Source organism: Pseudomonas sp. Larv2_ips (assembly GCF_963879675.1).
In the GTDB taxonomy this organism is placed as follows: domain Bacteria; phylum Pseudomonadota; class Gammaproteobacteria; order Pseudomonadales; family Pseudomonadaceae; genus Aquipseudomonas.
Genome location: NZ_CAWOAW010000006.1, coordinates 91,201 through 111,778 on the forward strand (window position 1 = coordinate 91,201; position 20,578 = coordinate 111,778).

Consider the following 20,578-nt stretch of genomic DNA (forward strand, 5'->3'; position numbering starts at 1 on the left):
CACCCATCAAATGTAGGAGCGGGCGTGCTCGCGAAAGCGCTTTGTCAGTTGCTGATGTGCTGACTGATACACCGCCTTCGCGAGCAAGCCCGCTCCCACATTTTGGTTTTTAGTGTTGCCGCGATAGCGTTACTGCCAACTGCGAAGCAACGGCGGCAGTTCTTTCAAGCTGCGAATTTCCGCATCCGGGCGTTTATCCGCTTCCCATGCTTTGCCCGTCGGGTTGAACCACACCGCCCGCAGCCCCGCCTGCTGCGCCCCGGCGATGTCATCGCCGGGGTGATCGCCAATATGCACGGCCTGACTGGCGTCCACGCCGGCGCGTTGCAGCGCTTCCTGAAACAGTCGCGCATCCGGCTTGGCGATGCCGATATCTTCGGCGCGCAGCGCAAAGTGGAAATAATCTGCCAGGCCCACGCGCTGCACGTCGGCGTTGCCGTTGGTGATCACGCCCAGGAGGAAATGCTGGCGCAATGCTTGAAGCATCGGCTCGGCTTCGGGAAATGGCGTGAGCTGGTGCCGGGCATGAATGAACGCCTCATAGCACACGTCTGCCATTTGCGTGGCTTCGGGCTGTGGATAACCCGCCTCTTCAAACGCGTGCATCAGTACGCGGTGGCGCAGGAGGCTGATGCGGTACTTGAGCTCGGGATGGCGCTCCAGCACCTGTTGGCGAAGGCTGGCGAAATGCTCAAGAGGCAAATCGCCGACCTTGGAGGCATGGGTCGCCAGCCATTCGCGCATCGACGCTTCGGCGCCGATGATGACGGGTACGTTGTCCCAGAGTGTGTCGTCCAGGTCGAAGGTGATCAGCTTGATACTCATGAGTCGCCGCCCTTGATGCGTTTGGCCCGTGGATGGGCGCTGTCGTACACCGTAGCCAGGTGCTGGAAGTCGAGGTGGGTGTAGATCTGCGTGGTCTTGATGTCGGCGTGGCCGAGCAGCTCCTGCACCGCGCGCAGGTCCTGGGACGATTCCAGCAGATGGCTGGCAAAAGAATGTCGCAGCATGTGCGGGTGCAGGTTCTGCCCCAGCTCGCGTTCACCGGAGAGCTTGACCCGCACCTGGATCGCCCGTGGCCCCAGGCGTCGGCCTTGCTGGCTGACAAACACCGCGTCGTCCGCGGGGTTGGTCAACAGACGCAGCGGCAACCATAGCTGCAAGGCTTCCCGAGCCTTGCGGCCGACCGGCAGCACACGGGTCTTGCTGCCTTTGCCGAGCACTTGCACCAGGCCGTCCGCCAGGTCCAGTTGATCGAGGTTCAGGCCGGTCAGCTCTGACAAGCGCAGGCCCGAGGAATAGAACAGCTCAAGGATGGCCTGGTCGCGGTGGGCGAGGAAGTCGTCTTCGACGGCACCGTCCAGCAATTGCAGGGCACGATCAGTGTCGAGGGTCTTGGGCAGGCGCCGTTCGCCCTTGGGCGGGGCCAGGCCATTGGCCGGGTCGTGATCGCACAGGCCTTCACGGTTGAGGTAGTGATACAGGCCGCGCACCGCCGAAAGCAGGCGCGACAGGCTGCGTGAAGACTGGCCTTGCTGATGCAGACGCGCGATGAGGCTGCGCAGGCTCTGGATATCCAGGGCTTTCCAGCTGGCGATCTGTTGTTTTTCGCAGTACGCCAGAACCTTGTTCAAGTCCCGTCGATAGGCTTCCAGGGTATGGGGCGACACCTGGCGCTCGTTGCGCAGGTGAGCGCAATAAGCGTCCAGCTGCCGTTCCATGACTAGCGCACCGCGCGCAGGGCGGTGGTGAAGCGCGGCAGTACCCGGCCCAGCACTTCAGCGATGTAGGTCAAAAACAGCGTGCCTACAGAGCTTTTGTAATGCTGCGGGTCACGGCTGGCGATCGCCAGTACGCCGTGCAGGCCTTGATGGCTGAGGGCGACCACGGCGGTGGAGCCGATCTGTTTGCGCTGTTCGGCGCCAAACAGAAAATCCAGCTCATGCTCACGCAAGGTGCCGCTGATGGTCTTGCCTTCAGAGAGCAAGCCGCCAATCGCGGTTTGCGCTTCACCACCGCTGACCCAGCGACCCACCGGCATCGGGTTGTCGCTGAACAGGATCAGGCTCACAAATGGCACCTGGAAGTCCTGGCGCAGGCTGTCTTCCACGGCAATCACCGTTTCTTCCAGGCTGGTGGCGTCCATCAGGGTAAGAATCAGGCGACGGGTCTTGTCGAAAAGGCGGTCGTTGTCGCGGGCCACGTCCATCAACTGCGAGAGCCGATGGCGCATTTCGATATTGCGCTCGCGCAGGATCTTCATCTGCCGCTCTACCAGCGACACGGTATCGCCGCGCTGGTGGGGGATGCGCAGGGCGGGCAACAGCTCTTCGTGTTCGACGAAGAAGTCCGGATTAGCCTCAAGGTACGCCGCGACAGCGGCGGCCTCCAGACTTTCGCTCGGGGATGCTTGGGCGGGTACTTGAGGCGTGTCGGTCATTAGCTTTGCTCACTCATAGGCGGACCTGTCCTTCGTATACGCGCGAGGCCGGCCCGGTCATCATCACCGGGTGGCCAGGGCCTGCCCATTCGATGGACAAACGTCCGCCGGGCAGGTCGATCAACAGCGGCGAATCCATCCACCCCTGGCTGATCGCGGCCACGGCCGCAGCGCAAGCGCCGGTGCCGCAGGCCTGGGTTTCGCCGGCGCCGCGTTCCCACACACGCAATTGTGCGCGGGAACGGTCGATCACCTGCAGGAAGCCCACATTGACCCGTGCCGGAAAGCGCGGGTGATGTTCGATTTCCGGCCCCAATTCATGCACCGGGGCGTTATTGATGTCGTTGACCCGCAGCACGGCGTGCGGATTGCCCATCGACACTGCGGCGATATCCACGTGCTTGCCATCAACGTCGAGCGCATAGCTGGTCGCCTGCTCGGCGGCCTGAAACGGAATATCCGCCGGCACCAGGCGTGGCGCGCCCATGTTGACGCTGATCTGGCCGTCGCTGCGAACATCCAGTTCGATCACGCCGCTTTTAGTTTCGACGCGAATCTGGCGCTTGGCGGTCAAGCGCTTGTCCAGCACAAAACGCGCAAAGCAACGCGCACCGTTGCCGCACTGTTCCACTTCGGAACCGTCGGAGTTGAGGATCCGGTAACGGAAATCCACTTCCGGGTTGCTCGGCGCCTCGACGATCAGCAATTGATCAAAGCCAATGCCGGTGTGACGGTCGCCCCATTGTTTAGCGTGCTTGGGCAGGATGTGCGCGTGCTGGCTGACCAGGTCGAGGACCATGAAGTCGTTGCCCAGCCCGTGCATCTTGGTAAAACGCAGCAGCATGGCTTACTCCGGCAGCAGGCTTTCGCCAGCATACAACTCGGCTACCGTCTCGCGGCGACGCACTTCAAACGCTTGATCACCGTCCACCAGCACCTCGGCGGCACGGCCGCGCGTGTTGTAGTTGGAACTCATGACAAACCCATAGGCACCGGCCGAATGCACGGCCAGCAGATCGCCTTCTTCCAGGGCCAGTTGACGCTCCTTGGCCAGGAAGTCACCGGTCTCGCAGATCGGGCCGACGATATCGTAATTACGGCCTTCGCCAGCACGTGGCTTGACGGCTGTCACATTCATCCAGGCCTGGTACAGCGCCGGGCGGATCAGGTCGTTCATCGCCGCGTCGACGATGGCGAAATCCTTGTGCTCGGTGTGCTTGAGGTACTCGACTTGCGTCAGCAGCAGGCCGGCGTTGGCGACGATGTAGCGGCCCGGCTCGAACATCAGGGTCAGGCCGCGGCCTTCAGTGCGCTCGCGCACAGCCTGAATGTAGTCGGCGATCTGCGGCGGCTCTTCATCGCGATAACGCACACCCACGCCACCACCCAGATCGATGTGTTGCAGGTAAATGCCGCACTCGCCCAGGCGATCGATCAACGCCAGCAGGCGGTCGAGCGCATCCAGAAACGGAGGCAGGCTGGTCAATTGCGAGCCGATATGGCAGTCGACACCCAGCACTTCCAGGTTCGGCAACTGCGCGGCGCGGATGTACACGTCCTCGGCGTCGGCAATGGCGATGCCGAACTTGTTCTCTTTGAGACCGGTGGAAATGTAGGGGTGAGTGCCGGCGTCGACGTCCGGGTTGACGCGCAGCGAGATCGGCGCACGAACACCCATCTGGGCGGCGACGACTTGCAGGCGCTCCAGCTCGTCGGTGGACTCGACGTTGAAGCAATGCACGCCGACTTCCAGAGCGCGGCGCATGTCTTCGCGGCTTTTGCCGACGCCGGAGAAGACGATTTTGTCAGCCTTGCCGCCGGCCGCCAGCACACGTTCCAGCTCACCACGGGAGACGATGTCGAAACCGGCGCCCAGACGCGCCAGGACATTGAGTACACCCAGGTTGGAGTTGGCCTTGACCGCGTAGCACACCAGGTGTGGAACGCCGTTCAGTGGGTCGGTAAAGGAGCGGTATTGGGCTTCGATGTGCGCACGCGAGTACACATAGGTCGGGGTGCCAAAGCGCTCGGCAATCGCGGACAACGCCACGCCTTCCGCGAACAGCTCGCCGTCCCGGTAGTTAAAAGCGTCCATGGGTTTCCCTTATTGATAGGTGTCGTGCTTGTGCGCTTTTGACGGCTTTTGTGACGACTGCGCCTGGTCATTTGGGTCTTTGCTGTCATCGGGCAGGTAGAGCGGGCCTTTTTGACCACAGGCACTAACGAGGCAAGCGACCGCGACGAGCGCAGCAAGGGAAGAGATCAGGCGCTTCATGGCGAAATCCTTGAATATGCATTAATTGCGCCCGAGTATACCGACCACCCGCCAGCTTGCCTATGCGCCGAAATACCCGTCCGGCGGGGGTTTGCCGACTTGAGCGCGAAGCAGGCTACGCTGGCCGGGGATATTTGATACCTCCATCGGTAATGAACTCGGTATCCTTTGCAATCAGCGGGGCTCGCCCGTATCGTGCGGCGCTTGAGCAGAACCAGACACTTTTGAGGTTGCCACAATGAGTTTGACCGAAGCCCGTTTTCACGACCTGGTGGATGCGACCCAGCAGGCGCTGGAAGATATTTTCGACGACAGCGGCCTGGACGTGGACCTGGAAAACTCGGCCGGCGTGCTGACCGTCAAGTTTGAAAACGGCACCCAACTGATCTTCAGTCGCCAGGAGCCGTTGCGTCAGCTATGGCTGGCGGCCCGTACCGGTGGTTTTCACTTCGACTATGACGAGGAAGAAAACCGTTGGGCGCACGACACCACCGAGGAGCTGCTGAGCGAAATGCTTGCGCGCCTCACGAAGGAACAGTCCGGCGCCGACCTGGACTTCGACGAGATCTGATCGTGACCCAGCCTGCACCCGTACGTCCGCCCAAGCCGCTGTTCAGCAATGTCAGCCCGGCGGTGCCGTCACCTTGTATCAGTTTGTGTCGCCTGGACGAGCAGAAGGTCTGCCTCGGCTGCTTCCGCCATGTGGAAGACATTCGTGAATGGCGCTCCGCTGACGATAACCGGCGCCGGGTGATCTGCGCCGAGGCCGAGCAACGCAGGGAGCGTGCCTGAGGTCGTCTTGTTTATTTGTGTCGCTGTGGTAGTGTCCGGGTACACCTCAACTCATCGAGGTCCGTGAGAACCCCGCCTTTTTCTGGCGGGGTTTTGCTTTTTTGTGCAGAAAAAAGGAGTCTGCCTGAATCATGACCGCACCTTCCATCATACTTACCCGTCTCGACGTGCAGCGTCTTGAGCAATTGATCGACCGTGTAGGCGAGGACTCGCCGGGCGTCGAAGCCCTGCAACACGAACTCGACCGCGCTGAAGAAGTGGTTGGCCACGAGGAAGTGCCTGCAAGTGTCGTGACGATGAACTCCAGCGTGCATTGCCGTGAGCAAGGCAGCGGCAAGGACTATCACCTGACCTTGGTTTACCCAAAGGATGCCAACGCAGACGAGGGCAAGATCTCGATCCTCGCGCCGGTAGGCAGTGCATTACTCGGCCTGAAGGTGGGCCAGCATATCGACTGGCCGGCACCCGGCGGCAAAACCCTCAAGCTTGAGCTGCTCAGCGTTGACGGCCAGCCCAAAGACGGTGGCGCGTTCTCTCTGTAACAAGAGCCGCTTTAAACCTGCTTCAGTGCGTTGTTGAGCGACAGCTCCAGCTTGGCCTTGTAACGCAGGTACAGGTTGCTCGGGCTTTGCACATCACCGAGCAGGCCGGACAGGTCCAGGTCGGTGATGTAGCAGCGGTAACGTTCGGTTTCTCGACGTTGCCCGACGATTTCCTGGGCGACCACGGCAAACAGCTGGTCGCCAAACTCCAGTTCGCAAAACTCCCGCTGGTTGCAGTACAGGGTGATGCCCACTTGGCCGGGCGCCGCCTTGCCGATAATTGCCTGCACGTCATAAAACGGCTTATTGGCCGGGTTCTGCGGCGCGGGGCGCGGCTCCATGCCGCGTGCGCGATTGCTGCCTGATGGCAACAGTTGGTAATACAAGATTTGCACTTCGCCCAACGGCTGCAGCGTATCCAGCGGCGCCAGCGCTTCGCGGCGATAGATGATCGATTGCAGAAAACGCTGCAACGGCGCCAGCAGGCTCTGCTCATCATGAAACGGCAGGCGTTGCTGCCAGAGCGCGTTGAACTCATCCAGCACATACAACTCGGCAACGCCTTCATTGACCCGGTAGAACACCTGCACGCAATCGGCCAAGCCCATCGGCAACAGCAGCGCCAGGTCGTGGTCTTCCAGGGCCATGGCGTCCAGGTGCAACGGGCTGTAGCTGGCCAGTTCTTCGCTGAGGTAGGCAATCAGCGCGTCTTGGGTCGGCAGCGACACATGGGTGGCCTGGCCCGGCATCAGCTCCATCACGTGGTAGTGCTGCTGCACCTGCAACAGGTAGCGGTGATTGGACTGGCTAAGCAGCAGGTTTTGCGCGGTGTCGAAAATTTCTTCTACACGCTGGGCAATGAACTGCGCACGGTTGTGACAGAAGCAGCGCACTCGCAGGCGTGGCAGGTGATCCGACGGCAGTTGATTGAGGTAGTCACGCAGGCAGTCGAGCAGTGCGTGGGGGCCGTCGTAGCGGCTGACCATGACCTCGTTCCAGCTATTGAGCGTGACCTGATCCAGGGTCAGCACCAGGTTGTCGCGTACGCCGGCATAGCTCAGGGAGTCGGTGCGCTCGGTGGTCATCAGGATGTTCAAGTCGCGATGATGTTTGAGCGGGTCGACACCGACGTTGATCAACAACAGCACTTCTTCCGGTACCGCCGAGCGCAACAGGCGATCCTCATCGACGCTGGCCAGGGGCAGGGCGATGGTGTGTTGCAGGCTGCCCAGCAGGTTGAACAGCTCGAATTCGGTCATGTCACTGACGCCCGGGTGCAGCGCCAGGCGGGTGCTGCTGTCGATCACGCCGTTGCGATGGCACCAGGTGAGCATTTCCAAGAGGTCGCGGCTGCGCTTGATCGGCGCGAAGTGCTCCCATTCCAGCGCCGTGAGGTTACCGTTGTACAGGCCCCAGTGATGCTGGCCCGGCTCCTTGCGATTGGGGGACTGCACCAGCGTGAGCGTGTCTTCGGCCAAGTCGGGCGCGATGCCGGGGTTGATGAACTCGACCTTGCCGGCCTTGCGTTCGAACGCTGCATACAAGCGCCGGCCCAGCACGTTCAAATCACGCTTGTTGATCAGGCTGGCGGTTTGCTCGGTGCGGGCGAACTGGGTGAGGAAGCGGTAGCTGTAATTCAGTTCGTTGACCAGCGCGCGGCGCTCGGAGGCGACCTGGCGCACTTTCCACTGGCTGCGGCTGTCCAGCAGCGCCAGTTGGCGCTGGTCCCAACCCCATTCATTGGCCAGGCGCTCCAGCAGGCGTCGTTGCCAACCAGTGCTGCGTTGGCCGACGCTGAGCTTGCGATTGACCTTCAGGTACAGCGCGCGCCGCACCAGTTCAAGGCGCTCCGGCTCATTGCGCGCCTTGAGGTATTCCTCGATGCGGCGGTAAACCACGATGTACGGGTCCAGCTCGTCCAGGTCCATCTGATTGGCGAACACGGCGCGCTTGAAGCGCAGGCTCAGGCAGTGCACGTTCGGGTGCTCGCTGGCGTAGACCTCGGTCAGCAGCAGCTTGAGCACTGATTTGTAGGGCGACTCGATGCCCTTGAACAACTGCCACAGCCCGGCGCCGATGAATTCGCCCGGAGGGATGTGGGCCAGATGCCCAAGGTCCAGGGTTTCGTCGGCGCGGATGAAGCGCTTGGATATCAGCGTATGGGTGAACTCGGCATAGCGGCTTTCCTCGTACACCGGCACCAGCCACCAGATCGGCGTACGCCCGGCCAGCCAGATGGCGGTGCGGTAGAACTCATCCAGCAGCAGGTAATGCTGGGTGGTGCCGCAGTCGTCGGAGCTCAGTTGCGTGTCGCGCTCACCCAATACAAAGCGCGTCGGTTCGATCAGAAAAAAATGCGCCTCGGCGCCCATGGTCAGGGCCCAGGCTTCCAGCAACTGGCACTTTTTGCGCAGCTCGGCCAGTTCGGCTTCGCCAAGTTCGGGCGAGTGGCAGACCCACACGTCCATATCGCTCTGGTCCGCTTGAGCCAGGGTGCCAAGGCTGCCCATCAGGTACAGGCCAAGGATAGGCCGTGGCGGATTGCCATGGCGTGGCTTGTAGGAGAACGAACGGGTCAGGCGCTGAGCTTCAGTAAGCGCCTGGGCGTCCGGTTCGAAATTGGACAGCCCGGCCGGCGTGCTGCCCGAGACATAACCGGGCAGCAGGGGGTGGTTGACGTGGAAAAACAGCGGCAACAGCGTCAACACGCTTTGCTGGCGCGGGGTCAGACCTTCGACGGCCCGGGCGATGCGCCCTTCATTGAGGGCCATGAAACGCGCGCGCAATTGGGCCAGCACCTTGCGGTCGATGCCTTCGTCCAGGTCGGGGCGGATTTCGTGGGTGCGGGTCATGTCGAACTCGTTGGCTCGCAGGGCCCGACGTGGGCGGCCGTGTAGGAGTTTACAGACAGAAGCGTAGGAGGTTTAGAGGGAAATGGTTTCTGGCGTCAGAATTTTGTGCCATCCACAGCAGTGCCCTCGGAATCCGCAGAAAGCGGACTCCATGGGCGGTATCAGGGATCAGGCAGCTTCTTTGGTGGTAGCGGTCGTCAGGATGGTCAGCAGGGTTTGGGCCTGCTCTGCAGCGTCCCGGCCAAGGCTGGTCAGGTAGCCCCCGTCTGGCTGGTCGATAAGGCCTTTCGCATGGAGGCGCTTGGCCGCGGCGATGGCAGCGGGAGCAGCGGTCTGGTGGACTTTCAGACCTTCCTTGGTGCTGTCCAAGGGGAAGAGTACAAGGATTTCCAGTTCGGCAACCAACTCAGGGGTATACGACATAAGGACTCCAGACTTTCTAAAATTTATTAGAGGCTAGCAGGGCATAAGGTGAACGCACTTTGCCGGGCTGTCCAGTGTGAAAGTCATGGGTCTTGATATGGCGCAGGTTTGTGGCGAGGAAGCAGGCTTCCCGGCCACGAAAGTGCTCGATTCAGTCGTTTTCCGGGGGTAGTTCCGGCAATGCGCGCAGCGCGGTTTCATACCATTGGGTATCGAAGGCGCGGTCTTCTTCAAGCATCTTGTCGATTTCAACAGCCAGCACGTGGGCCATGAGATTCAGAATGTCTTCGCGCTCGTAGCCCACCAGGGTCAGCTTGTTGAAGGTGGCCTTGGCGGCAGGCGGGTTGTCGCTTTCGATCTGGTTTTCGATGGCCTGGGTCAGCGTGCTTTCGGTGAATTCTTCTTCGTCGTTGTCGATATCGGTCGGCTCGCTCATGGCGGGGCTCCTCAAGGAAAGGGCGCCAGTCTACCCCCATTCAGGCAGGTGATGCTGCTGGTCAGGTCGGGCCGCACGCTCTATAACTTCTGCAGCCAACCCCACACCCGGCCTGGAGGCATTCGCGATGCTCAAGCTTTACGGATTTTCGGTCAGCAACTACTACAACATGGTCAAAATGGCGCTGCTGGAGAAAGGCCTACCGTTTGAAGAAGTGCCATTTTATGCAGGCCAGACGCCTGAAGCGCTTGCGGTAAGCCCGCGAGGCAAAGTGCCGGTGCTGGGCGTCAAGCAAGGCTTTATCAATGAAACCAGCGTGATTCTGGAGTACATCGAACACACTCAGGAAGGCCCTTCGTTGCTGCCGGCCGAGCCTTTTCAGCGGGCTCAGGTGCTGGCGCTGTGCAGGGAAATCGAGCTGTACATCGAGTTGCCCGCCCGCGCGTGTTTCGCCGAGGCGTTCTTCGGTATGCCGGTGCCGGAGGCGATCAAGGAAAAATCCAGGGCTGAGTTGCTGTTGGGGATCAGTGCTTTAGGTCGACACGGCAAGTTTGCGCCGTACGTGGCGGGGGAGAGCTTCACGCTTGCCGATCTGTATTTCATGTACAGCGTGAACCTCGCCTGTGCCGTGGGCGAGAAGCTGTTTGGCCTGGATTTGCTGGCTGAGTTGCCGAAGGCGAAAGCGCTGCTGGAGCGACTGCACGCGATGCCCAATGCGCAGAAAGTGGCGGCGGACAGGGAAGCGGCGATGCCGGCGTTTATGGCGATGGTTGCGGCCAAGAAGTAATCAGCCGTGCACACATCAAATGTGGGAGCGGGCTTGCTCGCGAAAGCGGTGTGTCAGTCAACATATAGCGACTGGTCTACCGTATTCGCGAGCAAGCCCGCTCCCACACTTTGAGTGGTGAACCCATTCAAAGGTGGGAGCTGGCTTGCCTGCGATGCTTTTAGCGGCTGGCGAGCAGTTCCTGGCCGCGTACGACGGCGGCCTTGACCTGCGCCGGTGCAGTCCCGCCCACGTGATTACGCGCATTCACCGAGCCTTCCAGGGTCAGCACGGCAAACACGTCCTGCTCGATCTGGTCGCTGAATTGGCGCAACTCTTCCAGGCTCATTTCCGCCAGGTCCTTGCCGGTGTCCACGCCGTATTTCACGGCATGGCCGACGATTTCGTGGCAGTCACGGAACGGCAGGCCACGGCGCACCAGGTAGTCCGCCAGGTCGGTTGCCGTGGAGAACCCGCGCAAGGCCGCTTCACGCATGATCGCGTGCTTGGGCTTGATCGCCGGGATCATGTCGGCAAATGCACGCAGCGAATCGCGCAGCGTGTCGGCGGCGTCGAACAGCGGCTCTTTGTCTTCCTGGTTGTCTTTGTTGTAGGCCAATGGCTGGCCCTTCATCAAGGTCAGTAAGCCCATCAGCGCGCCGAATACACGGCCGCTTTTGCCACGCACCAGCTCAGGCACGTCGGGGTTTTTCTTTTGCGGCATGATCGAGCTGCCGGTGCAGAAGCGGTCCGGCAGGTCGATGAACTGGAATTGCGCACTGGTCCACAGCACCAGTTCTTCGGAGAAGCGCGACAAGTGCATCATCGCGATGCTGGCGGCAGCGCAGAATTCGATGGCGAAGTCACGGTCCGACACGCCGTCCAGGGAGTTGCCGCCAACCGCGTCAAAACCCAGCAGTTGTGCGGTGTATTCGCGGTCGATCGGGTAAGTGGTGCCGGCCAGTGCGGCGCTGCCCAACGGCATGCGGTTGGCGCGCTTGCGGCAATCCACCAGGCGCTCGTAGTCGCGGCTGAGCATTTCGAACCAGGCCAGCAAGTGGTGGCCGAAGGTCACCGGTTGCGCAGTTTGCAGGTGGGTGAAGCCGGGCATGATAGTGCCGGACTCACGCTCGGCCTGCTCGAGCAAACCTTTTTGCAGGCGGGTGATTTCGCCCAGGATCAGGTCGATTTCGTCACGCAGCCACAGGCGAATATCGGTAGCCACCTGGTCGTTACGGCTGCGACCGGTGTGCAGTTTCTTGCCGGTCACACCGATGCGATCGGTGAGACGGGCTTCGATGTTCATGTGCACGTCTTCCAGGTCGACGCGCCAGTCGAACGTGCCGGCCTCGATTTCACCGCGAATGGTGGTCAGGCCATCGATGATGCTGTCGCGCTCGGCGTCGGTCAGCACGCCGACCTTGGCCAGCATCGTGGCGTGGGCGATCGAGCCCATGATGTCGTGGCGGTACAGGCGCTGGTCGAAAGTGACGGAGGCGGTGAAGCGCGCGACGAAGGCGTCGACGGGTTCACTGAAGCGGCCGCCCCAGGACTGGTTGGTCTTGTCGGTGCTCATGGATTCGCTCGTGATCTGCTTAAAAGAGGCGTGGAGGTGTGCCGCCGATAATAACAGGGTTGCACTTGGAGGCGGTGCTGCGGGTGGTCGGCATTTTTATTTGTGCCAAGGATGGCTAAGTGCCTTGCCGCCGAACGCTTCCGGGAAGAGACTGGAGCAGGCCTTTATTGAAACGATATTTGACGATTGAGCAATATCGTCTCAGCGAGCGTCTACAGTTGCACTGATAGAGCGTGAATGCACCAAAGTCGGGTGATGCGGTCATAGCCTGACTATCCATTAAAAAAGGGGGGTATTCGGATTGTGTATCAGCAAACCCTACGACGATGCCCGAAGGCAGCAGGTCTTGGGCGCAATTGAACAGGTCCGGGTAAATATGGGTGCCGCTGCCGGGGCACTTTTTGCCGCTCGCGCTAGTCTTAGCGTGGATCGCTGTGACGCAAGTCACCGCACCTGTCTACGCTATCCTTGTGCGAGACTCACGCAGGAATCCAGCGCAATATGAATGTCCTGATCGTTGATGACGAACCCCAAGCCCGCGAGCGACTGAGCCGTTTGGTCAGTGAACTCGAGGGTTATACAGTCCTTGAACCGAGCGCCACCAACGGCGAAGAGGCGTTGACGCTGATCGACAGTCTCAAGCCGGATGTGGTGTTGCTCGATATTCGCCTGCCGGGCCTTGATGGCTTGCAAGTGGCCGCCCGCTTGAGTGAGCGAGAATCGCCGCCTGCCGTGGTGTTGTGTGCAGCTCAAGAAGAGTTTTCTGCGCAAACCCTGGAAGACAGCGGTGTCAGCTTTCTTGCCAAGCCGGTGACCGCTGAGGCGCTGCTCAAGGCCCTGAAAAAGGCCGAGCGTCCCAACCGCGTCCAGCTCGCGGCTTTGACCCAGCCAGCAGCTCAGAGTGGTAACGGGCCACGCAGCCATATCAGTGCACGGACCCGTAAAGGTATCGAGCTGATTCCGCTGAACCAGGTGGTCTACTTTATCGCCGACCACAAGTACGTGACCTTGCGTCACGAGACGGGTGAAGTGTTGCTCGATGAGCCGCTCAAGGCCCTTGAGGACGAATTCGGCGACCGCTTTGTGCGCATCCACCGCAACGCGCTGGTGGCCCGTGAGCGAATAGAACGCTTGCAGCGCACGCCGCTGGGGCACTTTCAGTTGTTCCTCAAAGGGCTTAACGGCGATGCCTTGATCGTCAGCCGACGCCACGTCGCCGGTGTGCGCAAGATGATGCAGCAGCTTTAGCCAGGGGCTTTGGCGAGGTCTGCATTCTGTATCCCGGTGCGACGCGGCCAGGGAGGCCCCGCACTTGCTGATTCAAATCAAAGCGTGTTTGCCTGAGCTGTTATTATCTGCCGTATCTATTCAGTACGGATTGATCCATGTCCTCTCGCGAAATCCGCATCGCCACCCGTAAAAGTGCCCTGGCCTTGTGGCAGGCCGAATACGTCAAAGCACGCCTTGAGCAAGCCCATCCAGGGCTGAAAGTGTCTCTGGTGCCCATGGTCAGTCGCGGCGACAAGCTGCTCGACTCGCCATTGTCGAAGATTGGCGGCAAGGGCTTGTTCGTCAAGGAACTGGAAACCGCACTGCTGGAAAACGAAGCCGACATCGCCGTGCATTCGATGAAAGACGTGCCGATGGACTTCCCTGAAGGTCTTGGCTTGTATTGCATCTGCGAGCGCGAAGACCCGCGTGACGCGTTTGTATCCAACACTTACGCGTCGCTGGATGAGCTGCCCTTGGGCAGTGTCGTCGGCACCTCAAGCCTGCGTCGCCAGGCGCAGTTGCTGACTCGCCGGCCGGACCTGCAAATTCGTTTTCTGCGCGGCAACGTCAATACCCGTCTGGCCAAGTTGGATGCGGGCGAATATGACGCGATTATTCTTGCAGCGGCTGGCCTGATTCGCCTGGGCTTCGAAGACCGCATCACCTCGGCCATCAGCGTAGAAGACAGCTTGCCCGCGGGCGGACAAGGCGCTGTGGGTATCGAATGCCGCACCGCGGACAGTGAAATTCACGCCCTGCTCAAACCCCTTGATCATCAAGACACCGAAGTGCGTGTCACGGCCGAGCGCGCGCTGAACAAACGCCTCAACGGCGGCTGCCAGGTACCGATCGCCTGTTACGCCGTGCTCGAGGGTGAAAACCTGTGGCTGCGTGGCCTGGTAGGCGACCCCGCAGGCGGCACGCTGCTCACCGCCGAGGTTCGCGGGCCGCAGCGTGATGCTACCGCGCTGGGAATTCAGGTGGCAGAAGAGCTGCTGGAAAAAGGCGCCGGTGTCATTCTGCAAAAAATCTATGGCGAGGCTGGTCCGCAGTGACCGACTGGCGTCTGTTGCTGACGCGGCCTGTCGAGGAAGCCATGGCCCTGGCCGCGACGTTGTCCGAGGCCGGCATTTTCAGCAGCAGTCTGCCATTGTTGGCGATCCAGGCCTTGCCGGTGACGGCTGAGCAACAAGCGGTCTTTTGTGATCTGGGCCGTTATAGCGCGGTCATCGTGGTCAGCAAGCCTGCCGCGCGCCTGGCCTTGCAACAGCTGGATCGGCATTGGCCGCAACTGCCCTGGTTCAGCGTCGGCGCGGCCACCGCGCAAGTACTGGCCGATCACGACCTCACTGTTCATTACCCGCAAACCGGCGATGACAGCGAGGCCTTGCTTGCACTGCCCGCCTTGCGCGAGGCTATCGCACGCCCCGATGCGCGGGTGTTGATCCTGCGTGGCGAAGGCGGGCGAGAGCTGCTGGCTGAGCGTTTACGCGAGCAAGGTGCTAGTGTCGATTATCTGGAGTTGTATCGTCGTTCCCTTCCGGCGTACGACGCCGGGGAGCTGATGCAACGCATACAGTTGGAACGCTTGAACGGCGTGGTGGTCAGCAGTGGGCAGGGTTTTTTGCACCTGCAAGCGTTGGCTGGCCCCGATTGGCCGCAGGTGGCACGGCTGCCATTGTTCGTGCCCAGCCCTCGCGTCTATGAAATGGCGCGGGCCGCTGGCGCAGAAAAAGTTGTGGATTGTCGCGGTGCGAGTGCCGCGGCTTTGTTAGTGGCGTTGCGCAGCGCTGCCTTGTGAGGCAAGCCGCGCCCACTCTCTGATACGCAAAGGACGGATACGTGAGCGAAACAGCCTTGCCTAAAGATGAAACCCAGCCCGCACTCGATGCGCCGGTTGAGTCACCGGTCGCCGCGCCACGCCGTGGCAATGGCCTGGCAATCGTGGCCTTGTTGCTCGGCGCCGCAGGTGTCGCCGCTGGCGGATGGGGCATTTGGCAGGTCCGCGCCCTGCAAGCCGGCAGTCAACAACAGTCGAGCCAGGTGCAAGCACTCGACGAGCAATCCCAATCCCTCAAGCAGAGCCAGCAACAGCTGACTACCCGACTGGCGCAATTGCCCGGTGCAGATGAACTGGAAGAGCGCCGCCGTCTGGTAGCCCAGTTGCAGGGCGATCAGCAGCGTTTGAGCCAGCGCCTGGAAACCGTGCTGGGTGCCAGTCGCCAGGACTGGCGCCTGGCTGAAGCCGAGCATTTGATCCGTCTGGCCAGCTTGCGTTTGTCTGCCCTGCAGGACATCAACAGCGCGCAGTCACTGGTCCAGGGGGCGGACGAAATTCTGCGTGAGCAAAGTGATCCGGGCTCCTACGCCGCACGCGAGCAACTGGCCAAGAGCCTTGCCGCGTTGCGCAGTACCGAGCAGCCGGACCGCACCGGGCTTTATCTGCAACTCGCCGCGCTGCGCGATCAGGTTGTACAACTGGCGGCTATTGCCCCGGAATATCAACTCAGCGAGCCGGGCTCTCAAGGTCGTCCGACCAGCGATACGCAAGGTCGCTTGAGCCAATGGTGGGAGGAGATTTCCCGCTACTTCCGCATCGACTTCAACCCGGACGACAACATTCGACCGTTGCTCGCCGGTCAAGGCCTGAATCAGGTACGCCTGGCGTTGAGCCTGGCTCTTGAGCAGGCGCAATGGGCTGCGCTCAATGGTGAAACGGCGGTGTACAGCCGTTCCCTGGGCGAGGCGCGCAGTGTCCTGCAAGATAACTTCAACCAGGACAACCCGCAGAGCAAAGCGATGCTTGCGCGTATCGCCGAGCTTGAGCCCAAGGCCGTTTCCGTGGTCACGCCTGACCTGGCGGCCAGCCTGGCCGCCGTGCAGGCCTACCTCGAACGTCGTCATCTGTCTGCCGATGAAGCCAAGGCGTCGGCGGGCACGCCAGCGACCCAGGAGTAGAGCCGATGAAGCGTTTCTATGTGATCCTGGTGCTGGCGATTGCAATCGCCCTGGCGCTGGGCGTGGGCATTTCCAAGCACACCGGCTACGTGCTGATTACCTATCCCCATCTGCTGCATTACGAGTCGAGCCTGTGGGCGACGCTGGTGGCCGTGTTTGCCGTCGGCCTGGCGATCTATCTGATCCGTGTGTTGCTGAGCCTGCTCAGCACCTCCGGTGGTGTGGTCAACCCATGGTCGCGACGTAACCGCAGTCGCCGGGTACAAATTGCGATTGAGCAGGGCCAGCTGGACCTCGCCGAAGGTCGCTGGGCCAGTGCCGAACGCCACCTGCACCGCGCCGCCGAAGCGGAGCGCCAGCCACTGCTGTACTACCTTGGCGCGGCACGTGCGGCCAATGAGCAGGGCCGTTATGAAGAATCCGACGGTTTGCTGGAGCGCGCGCTGGAGCGCCAGCCCCAGGCTGAGCTGGCGGTTGCCTTGAGCCATGCGCAATTGCAGATGGACCGTGGCGATACAGAAGGCGCCTTGGTGACCTTGCAGGCGATGCACGAGCGTCATCCGCACAATCCGCAGGTGTTGCGACAGTTGCAGCGTCTGCATCAGCAGCGGGGCGATTGGTCATCAGTGATTCGCTTGTTGCCGGAGCTGCGAAAAGACAAAGTCCTTCCCGCCAGCGAGCTGGCCGAGCTGGAGCGTCGCGCCTGGGGTGAAAACCTCGGGCTGGCGGCCCAGCGTGAAGAGCAGGGTGAAGCAGGCTTGCAGTCTCTTGATCGGGCGTGGGAGCAACTCACATCCGCCCAGCGCCAAGAGCCGCAGCTGGTTCTGGCATACGCCGAGCAACTGCGCCGGCTGGGGGCCGACGCCAAGGCTGAGGACGTGCTGCGCAGCGCCATCAAGCGCGGCTATGACAGCCACTTGATCCGGCTTTATGGTTTGCTGCGGGGCGCTGATTCGGCCCGGCAATTAAAGTTTGCCGAAGGCTGGCTCAAGGATCACCCGGGTGACGCCAGCTTGCTGCTGACCCTGGGTCGCTTGTGCCTGCAAAACAGCTTGTGGGGCAAGGCGCGGGATTACCTTGAAAGCAGCCTGCAGGTGCAACGCAACCCTGAGGCCTGCGCTGAGCTGGCACGACTGTTGGCCCAATTGGGTGACACCGAGCGCAGCAATCAGCTGTTCCAGGAGGGGCTGGGGCTGCTGGACAGTCGCTTGCTGGCATCACCGTTGCCCATGCCCGCGCGGGTTTGAAGTAGGAAAGTTGGCGAAGGTTGGCTCGGACGTTTCTGAGAGCCAACCCTTCGTTAGCCAGTAAATACTGGGTCTAAAGCGCTACGTAGTAAATTCCTACTGATAGCTGCTTAAAGTCATCCAGGGTCTGACGAGATATCCCTATGCTCTCGCGGAATTGTCTGCTCTAACGAGTATTGAAAGGGGTCAGGCCTTTCCTCTACCGTGACGGCCTATCTCTTGCGGTACGGATAACAATGTCTTTGGCCCCTTCACGCTCCTTGTTTTTCCTGGCGTTCATGGCTGGTGTGCTGACGTTGGGCGCGTCGTTTTATCTTGAGTACGGCGCGTTGCTACGCCCGTGTTTCCTTTGCCAGCTGCAACGTATCTTTCTGGCAGCCTTCACGCTGATCAATCTGGTCGCGGCAATTCATAATCCAAAGCGCTCTGCGGTTTACCTCTACGGGTTTGCCAGCATGGGCTGCGCATTGCTCGGCGCTATCACTGCCGTACGCCAGGTGCTGCTACAAAATGCCGCACCGGGGCAGACCACCGATTGCTGGCCAAGCCTGCACTACATGATTGAAAACCTGTCGCTGTGGCAAGCACTGCAGTTGACCGTCAAAGGCACTGTCGATTGCGTTGAGATCAACTGGACACTGTTCGATCTCAGCGTTCCCGAATGGAGCTTGCTGTTCTTCCTGGCCATGCTGATGCTGGGCATCCTGCAGTTTTCGCGGTTGTTTTTAAGTCGCCGATGGGGTCTCGCAAGGCCTTGAAAGTGTGTCGCGGGTCGTAGGACGGGATTAAACACTTGTATGAACTTTCTCTCCTGCGTACCTTGAAGCCATAGTCATGCGGGCATAATCTGGCCCGCACGCATTATCGAAACCGTTTGCCAAATGCGGCCTTGTCCGGCTGCTGCTTTTATCCTTGAGTGTTGCGCGGGCACAGGCGGCAGCGCCCCCTATAGGGAAGAGAGATCATCATGCTGGAAAGTTGTCAGAATGCTCAGGAACGCTGGGGTGGGGTGCACAAGCTGATCGACAGCTGGTTGAAGGCACGTCACGAACTGGTTCGGGCCTTTGATGCTCTTGGCGCCAAGCCCGAAGCATTGGGTGAGAATCGCGAGCCGCTGCAAGACTTTTGCGCTGTGTTGGTGGACTACGTGTCTGCCGGACATTTCGGCGTCTACGAACAACTGACCAAAGAGGCGGAAGCCTTTGATGATCAGCGTGGTCTGGACTTGGCCGAGACCATCTACCCGCGCATCGATGTCATCACGGAAAAACTGCTGGTGTTCACCGAATTGTGCGATGCCGGCAAATGTGTTGCCGAAAAATTCAAAGAGCTTGGCGGGTTACTGCACGAACGTTTCGAGCTGGAAGATTGCCTGATCGAAGTGTTGCACAACGCTCACAAAGAAGAGGCCGCCACCCAGGCCTGAGCCTTGGCGGCGAGACAAAAAACGGTGCGCATGGCGCACCGTTTTTTATTGGGTCAATGGCGAGTGCCGAGCAGTTCGATCTCGAACACCAGCGGCGTATAAGCAGGGATCAACTCGCCAGCACCGTCGGCGCCATAGGCTTGGGCGGAAGGGATCACCAGGCGCCATTTCGCGCCTACCGGCATCTGTTGCAGCGCGCTGCTCCAGCCGCTGATCACACTGTCCAGGCGAAACCATTGCGGTTGTGTGCTCTGATCGAAGACAGTCCCATCGGGCAACCGCCCTACGTATTTCACTTGCACCTCATCACTGGCCAACGGCTTGCTGCCGGTACCCGGCGTCAGCTCCGTCAGCAGGATGCCATTCGATAACTCACGCACGCCGGCTGTTGCTTTTTCCTTGGATAAAAATTGCTGTTCGGCAGCGAGTGCTTTTTCGCTTTGCGGTGCCTCAGCCTCGGCCGCGCTCTGTGCTTCGTGCTCGGCGAGGATCTGCTCGATCCGTGCATTGTCCAGCGCCAGTGGTTTGCCTTGATAGGCTTGTTTAAGGCCATCGATCAACGCCTGGATCTGCAGGTCGGGCACTTCCTGGCGCAGTCGTTCGCCGAGGCTGGCGCCCAGGCTGTAAGCAAGGTCGTGCGGGTCTTGGGCTGTAGTTTTTGACGGCGATTGTTCTGCCGCATGGGTCATGGAAACCACCAAGCCAAGCATTAAAAAAAGGTAACGCGACATGGTTATTCTCCCGCCGAAAGTGCGACGGATTATGCCAGTGTGAGTGCGTAAAAAGTGCCGTGGTTTTTCGTTATATCGATAAGAATTTTCCTATGGTGCAACGCAAGGCAAACGATACTGTCAACATGCCCTAGCGGCGGTAAGAGCAGAGGGCTAGTATGAGCCGCACCCACGTCAGCCAGGAGGTAAACCATGTCGGCCAAACAGAAGCCTGTAAATACCCCGTTGCATTTACTCCAACAACTTTCGGGCAGCTTGCTCGAACATCTGGAAAGCGCCTGTTCCCAAGCCTTGGCTGATGCAGAAAAACTGCTCGCCAAATTGGAAAAACAACGCGGTAAAGCGCAAGAAAAGCTGCACAAATCCCGTACCAAACTGCAAGACGCCGCCACCGCCGGCAAGGCCAAGGCACAAGCCAAAGCCAAAGACGCTGTCAAGGAACTTGAGGATCTGCTGGACGCCCTCAAGGATCGCCAAGCTGAAACCCGCACCTACATTTCCCAACTCAAACGCGATGCTCAGGAAAGCCTGAAGCTGGCCCAGGGCGTTGGTCGTGTGAAAGAAGCCGTGGCTAAAGCACTGGGTGCTCGCACGCCAGCAAAAGCCGTTGCGTCGAAGGCTTCGACTAAAGCAGCGTCCAAATCCGCGGGCAAAACTGCTGCTGCAAAACCAGCTGCTAAAACTGCTGCTGTAAAATCAGCCGCCAAGCCAGTCGCTAAAACTGCTGCTGCAAAACCAGCCGCCAAACCAGCCGCTAAAACTGCTGCTGCAAAACCAGCCGCCAAACCAGCTGCCAAAACTGCTGCTGCAAAACCAGCCGCCAAGCCAGCCGCTAAAACTGC

22 protein-coding genes and 2 pseudogenes are annotated in these 20,578 nt (G+C 60.4%); 13 read left to right on the top strand and 11 right to left on the bottom strand.

The features are described 5' to 3' along the window. Nucleotides 1-129: 129 nt before the first annotated feature. From AACV02_RS01740 to lptM, 6 genes are read right to left on the bottom strand one after another with little or no spacing between them, the layout of a single operon-like run. Nucleotides 130-825 (bottom strand): HAD family hydrolase, encoded by a 696-nt coding sequence (locus AACV02_RS01740; RefSeq protein ID WP_119737255.1) that lies wholly within the window; start codon nt 823-825, stop codon nt 130-132. Next, nucleotides 822-1,721 carry a tyrosine recombinase XerC gene (xerC, locus tag AACV02_RS01745; protein WP_119737257.1) on the bottom strand — a complete coding sequence of 300 codons (900 nt, stop codon included), beginning with the start codon at nt 1,719-1,721 and terminating at the stop codon, nt 822-824. Before xerC ends, AACV02_RS01740 begins: the two co-directional genes overlap by 4 nt. A gap of 2 nt (nt 1,722-1,723) precedes the next feature. Continuing rightward, nucleotides 1,724-2,440, bottom strand: a complete 717-nt coding sequence (locus AACV02_RS01750; protein WP_106575831.1) for a DUF484 family protein — start codon at nt 2,438-2,440, stop codon at nt 1,724-1,726. A 13-nt stretch (nt 2,441-2,453) separates the two neighbouring features. Further along, a complete protein-coding gene (gene dapF / locus AACV02_RS01755) occupies nt 2,454-3,284 on the bottom strand; it encodes a diaminopimelate epimerase (RefSeq protein ID WP_119737259.1) in 831 nt (276 codons plus the stop codon). 3 nt (nt 3,285-3,287) lie between these two features. Next, nucleotides 3,288-4,535, bottom strand: a complete 1,248-nt coding sequence (gene lysA / locus AACV02_RS01760; RefSeq protein WP_119737261.1) for a diaminopimelate decarboxylase — start codon at nt 4,533-4,535, stop codon at nt 3,288-3,290. 9 nt (nt 4,536-4,544) lie between these two features. Further along, nucleotides 4,545-4,715 carry an LPS translocon maturation chaperone LptM gene (gene lptM, locus AACV02_RS01765; protein WP_106575828.1) on the bottom strand — a complete coding sequence of 57 codons (171 nt, stop codon included), beginning with the start codon at nt 4,713-4,715 and terminating at the stop codon, nt 4,545-4,547. A 238-nt stretch (nt 4,716-4,953) separates the two neighbouring features. Here lptM and cyaY point away from each other — a divergent pair, with 238 nt between their 5' ends. The 3 genes from cyaY to rnk all read left to right on the top strand — a co-directional run bounded on the left by cyaY (nt 4,954) and on the right by rnk (nt 6,049). Further along, the gene (cyaY, locus tag AACV02_RS01770) at nt 4,954-5,286 is read left to right on the top strand and encodes an iron donor protein CyaY (protein WP_094948747.1); all 333 of its coding nucleotides are present in this window, start codon (nt 4,954-4,956) and stop codon (nt 5,284-5,286) included. 2 nt (nt 5,287-5,288) lie between these two features. Beyond that, nucleotides 5,289-5,507: a DUF1289 domain-containing protein gene (locus AACV02_RS01775; RefSeq protein ID WP_106575827.1), complete on the top strand. Its 219-nt coding sequence runs from the start codon at nt 5,289-5,291 to the stop codon at nt 5,505-5,507. 131 nt (nt 5,508-5,638) lie between these two features. Next, on the top strand, nt 5,639-6,049 hold the full coding sequence (gene rnk / locus AACV02_RS01780; RefSeq protein WP_106575826.1) for a nucleoside diphosphate kinase regulator: 411 nt from the start codon (nt 5,639-5,641) through the stop codon (nt 6,047-6,049). 11 nt (nt 6,050-6,060) lie between these two features. Here rnk and AACV02_RS01785 read toward each other — a convergent pair whose 3' ends face one another. From AACV02_RS01785 to AACV02_RS01795, 3 genes are all read right to left on the bottom strand, one after another. Next, on the bottom strand, nt 6,061-8,901 hold the full coding sequence (locus tag AACV02_RS01785; RefSeq protein WP_119737263.1) for a class I adenylate cyclase: 2,841 nt from the start codon (nt 8,899-8,901) through the stop codon (nt 6,061-6,063). 168 nt (nt 8,902-9,069) lie between these two features. After that, a complete protein-coding gene (locus AACV02_RS01790; protein ID WP_106575824.1) occupies nt 9,070-9,324 on the bottom strand; it encodes a TIGR02647 family protein in 255 nt (84 codons plus the stop codon). 151 nt (nt 9,325-9,475) lie between these two features. After that, a complete protein-coding gene (locus AACV02_RS01795) occupies nt 9,476-9,760 on the bottom strand; it encodes a hypothetical protein (RefSeq protein WP_106575823.1) in 285 nt (94 codons plus the stop codon). A 127-nt stretch (nt 9,761-9,887) separates the two neighbouring features. On the opposite strand from AACV02_RS01795, the gene AACV02_RS01800 reads away from it, so the two are divergent. Then, complete coding sequence (locus AACV02_RS01800) at nt 9,888-10,547, top strand: glutathione S-transferase family protein (protein WP_119737265.1); 660 nt, start codon at nt 9,888-9,890, stop codon at nt 10,545-10,547. Nucleotides 10,548-10,707: 160 nt separating this feature from the next. Here the strand turns inward: AACV02_RS01800 and argH are convergent, their stop codons facing one another. Then, nucleotides 10,708-12,102 (bottom strand): argininosuccinate lyase, encoded by a 1,395-nt coding sequence (argH, locus tag AACV02_RS01805; RefSeq protein ID WP_119737267.1) that lies wholly within the window; start codon nt 12,100-12,102, stop codon nt 10,708-10,710. A gap of 388 nt (nt 12,103-12,490) precedes the next feature. Between argH and AACV02_RS30820 the strand changes: the two are divergent. The 8 genes and pseudogenes from AACV02_RS30820 to rsd form a co-directional block, all read left to right on the top strand. Continuing rightward, a pseudogene (locus AACV02_RS30820) lies at nt 12,491-12,607 on the top strand (sensor histidine kinase); the annotation flags it as partial. Beyond that, the gene (locus tag AACV02_RS01810) at nt 12,604-13,350 is read left to right on the top strand and encodes a LytR/AlgR family response regulator transcription factor (RefSeq protein ID WP_119737269.1); all 747 of its coding nucleotides are present in this window, start codon (nt 12,604-12,606) and stop codon (nt 13,348-13,350) included. The pseudogene AACV02_RS30820 and the gene AACV02_RS01810, both read left to right, overlap by 4 nt. A 137-nt stretch (nt 13,351-13,487) precedes the next feature. After that, a complete protein-coding gene (hemC, locus tag AACV02_RS01815; RefSeq protein ID WP_119737271.1) occupies nt 13,488-14,429 on the top strand; it encodes a hydroxymethylbilane synthase in 942 nt (313 codons plus the stop codon). Further along, nucleotides 14,426-15,175: a uroporphyrinogen-III synthase gene (locus AACV02_RS01820; RefSeq protein WP_119737273.1), complete on the top strand. Its 750-nt coding sequence runs from the start codon at nt 14,426-14,428 to the stop codon at nt 15,173-15,175. Before hemC ends, AACV02_RS01820 begins: the two co-directional genes overlap by 4 nt. 41 nt (nt 15,176-15,216) lie before the next feature. Continuing rightward, nucleotides 15,217-16,332, top strand: coding sequence for a uroporphyrinogen-III C-methyltransferase (locus AACV02_RS01825; protein ID WP_106575817.1), 1,116 nt, complete (start codon nt 15,217-15,219; stop codon nt 16,330-16,332). 5 nt (nt 16,333-16,337) lie between these two features. Further along, nucleotides 16,338-17,579, top strand: coding sequence for a heme biosynthesis protein HemY (locus tag AACV02_RS01830; protein WP_106575816.1), 1,242 nt, complete (start codon nt 16,338-16,340; stop codon nt 17,577-17,579). Between the two features lie 236 nt (nt 17,580-17,815). Beyond that, entirely contained in the window at nt 17,816-18,337 is a 522-nt protein-coding gene (locus tag AACV02_RS01835) for a disulfide bond formation protein B (RefSeq protein WP_106575815.1), read from the top strand. A gap of 209 nt (nt 18,338-18,546) precedes the next feature. Further along, a complete protein-coding gene (rsd, locus tag AACV02_RS01840; RefSeq protein ID WP_106575814.1) occupies nt 18,547-19,005 on the top strand; it encodes a sigma D regulator in 459 nt (152 codons plus the stop codon). A gap of 53 nt (nt 19,006-19,058) precedes the next feature. Here rsd and AACV02_RS01845 read toward each other — a convergent pair whose 3' ends face one another. Continuing rightward, nucleotides 19,059-19,736 carry an FKBP-type peptidyl-prolyl cis-trans isomerase gene (locus AACV02_RS01845; RefSeq protein WP_119737275.1) on the bottom strand — a complete coding sequence of 226 codons (678 nt, stop codon included), beginning with the start codon at nt 19,734-19,736 and terminating at the stop codon, nt 19,059-19,061. Nucleotides 19,737-19,928: 192 nt separating this feature from the next. Here AACV02_RS01845 and AACV02_RS01850 point away from each other — a divergent pair. Beyond that, nucleotides 19,929-20,578 (top strand): annotated as a pseudogene (locus tag AACV02_RS01850) (AlgP family protein); the annotation flags it as partial.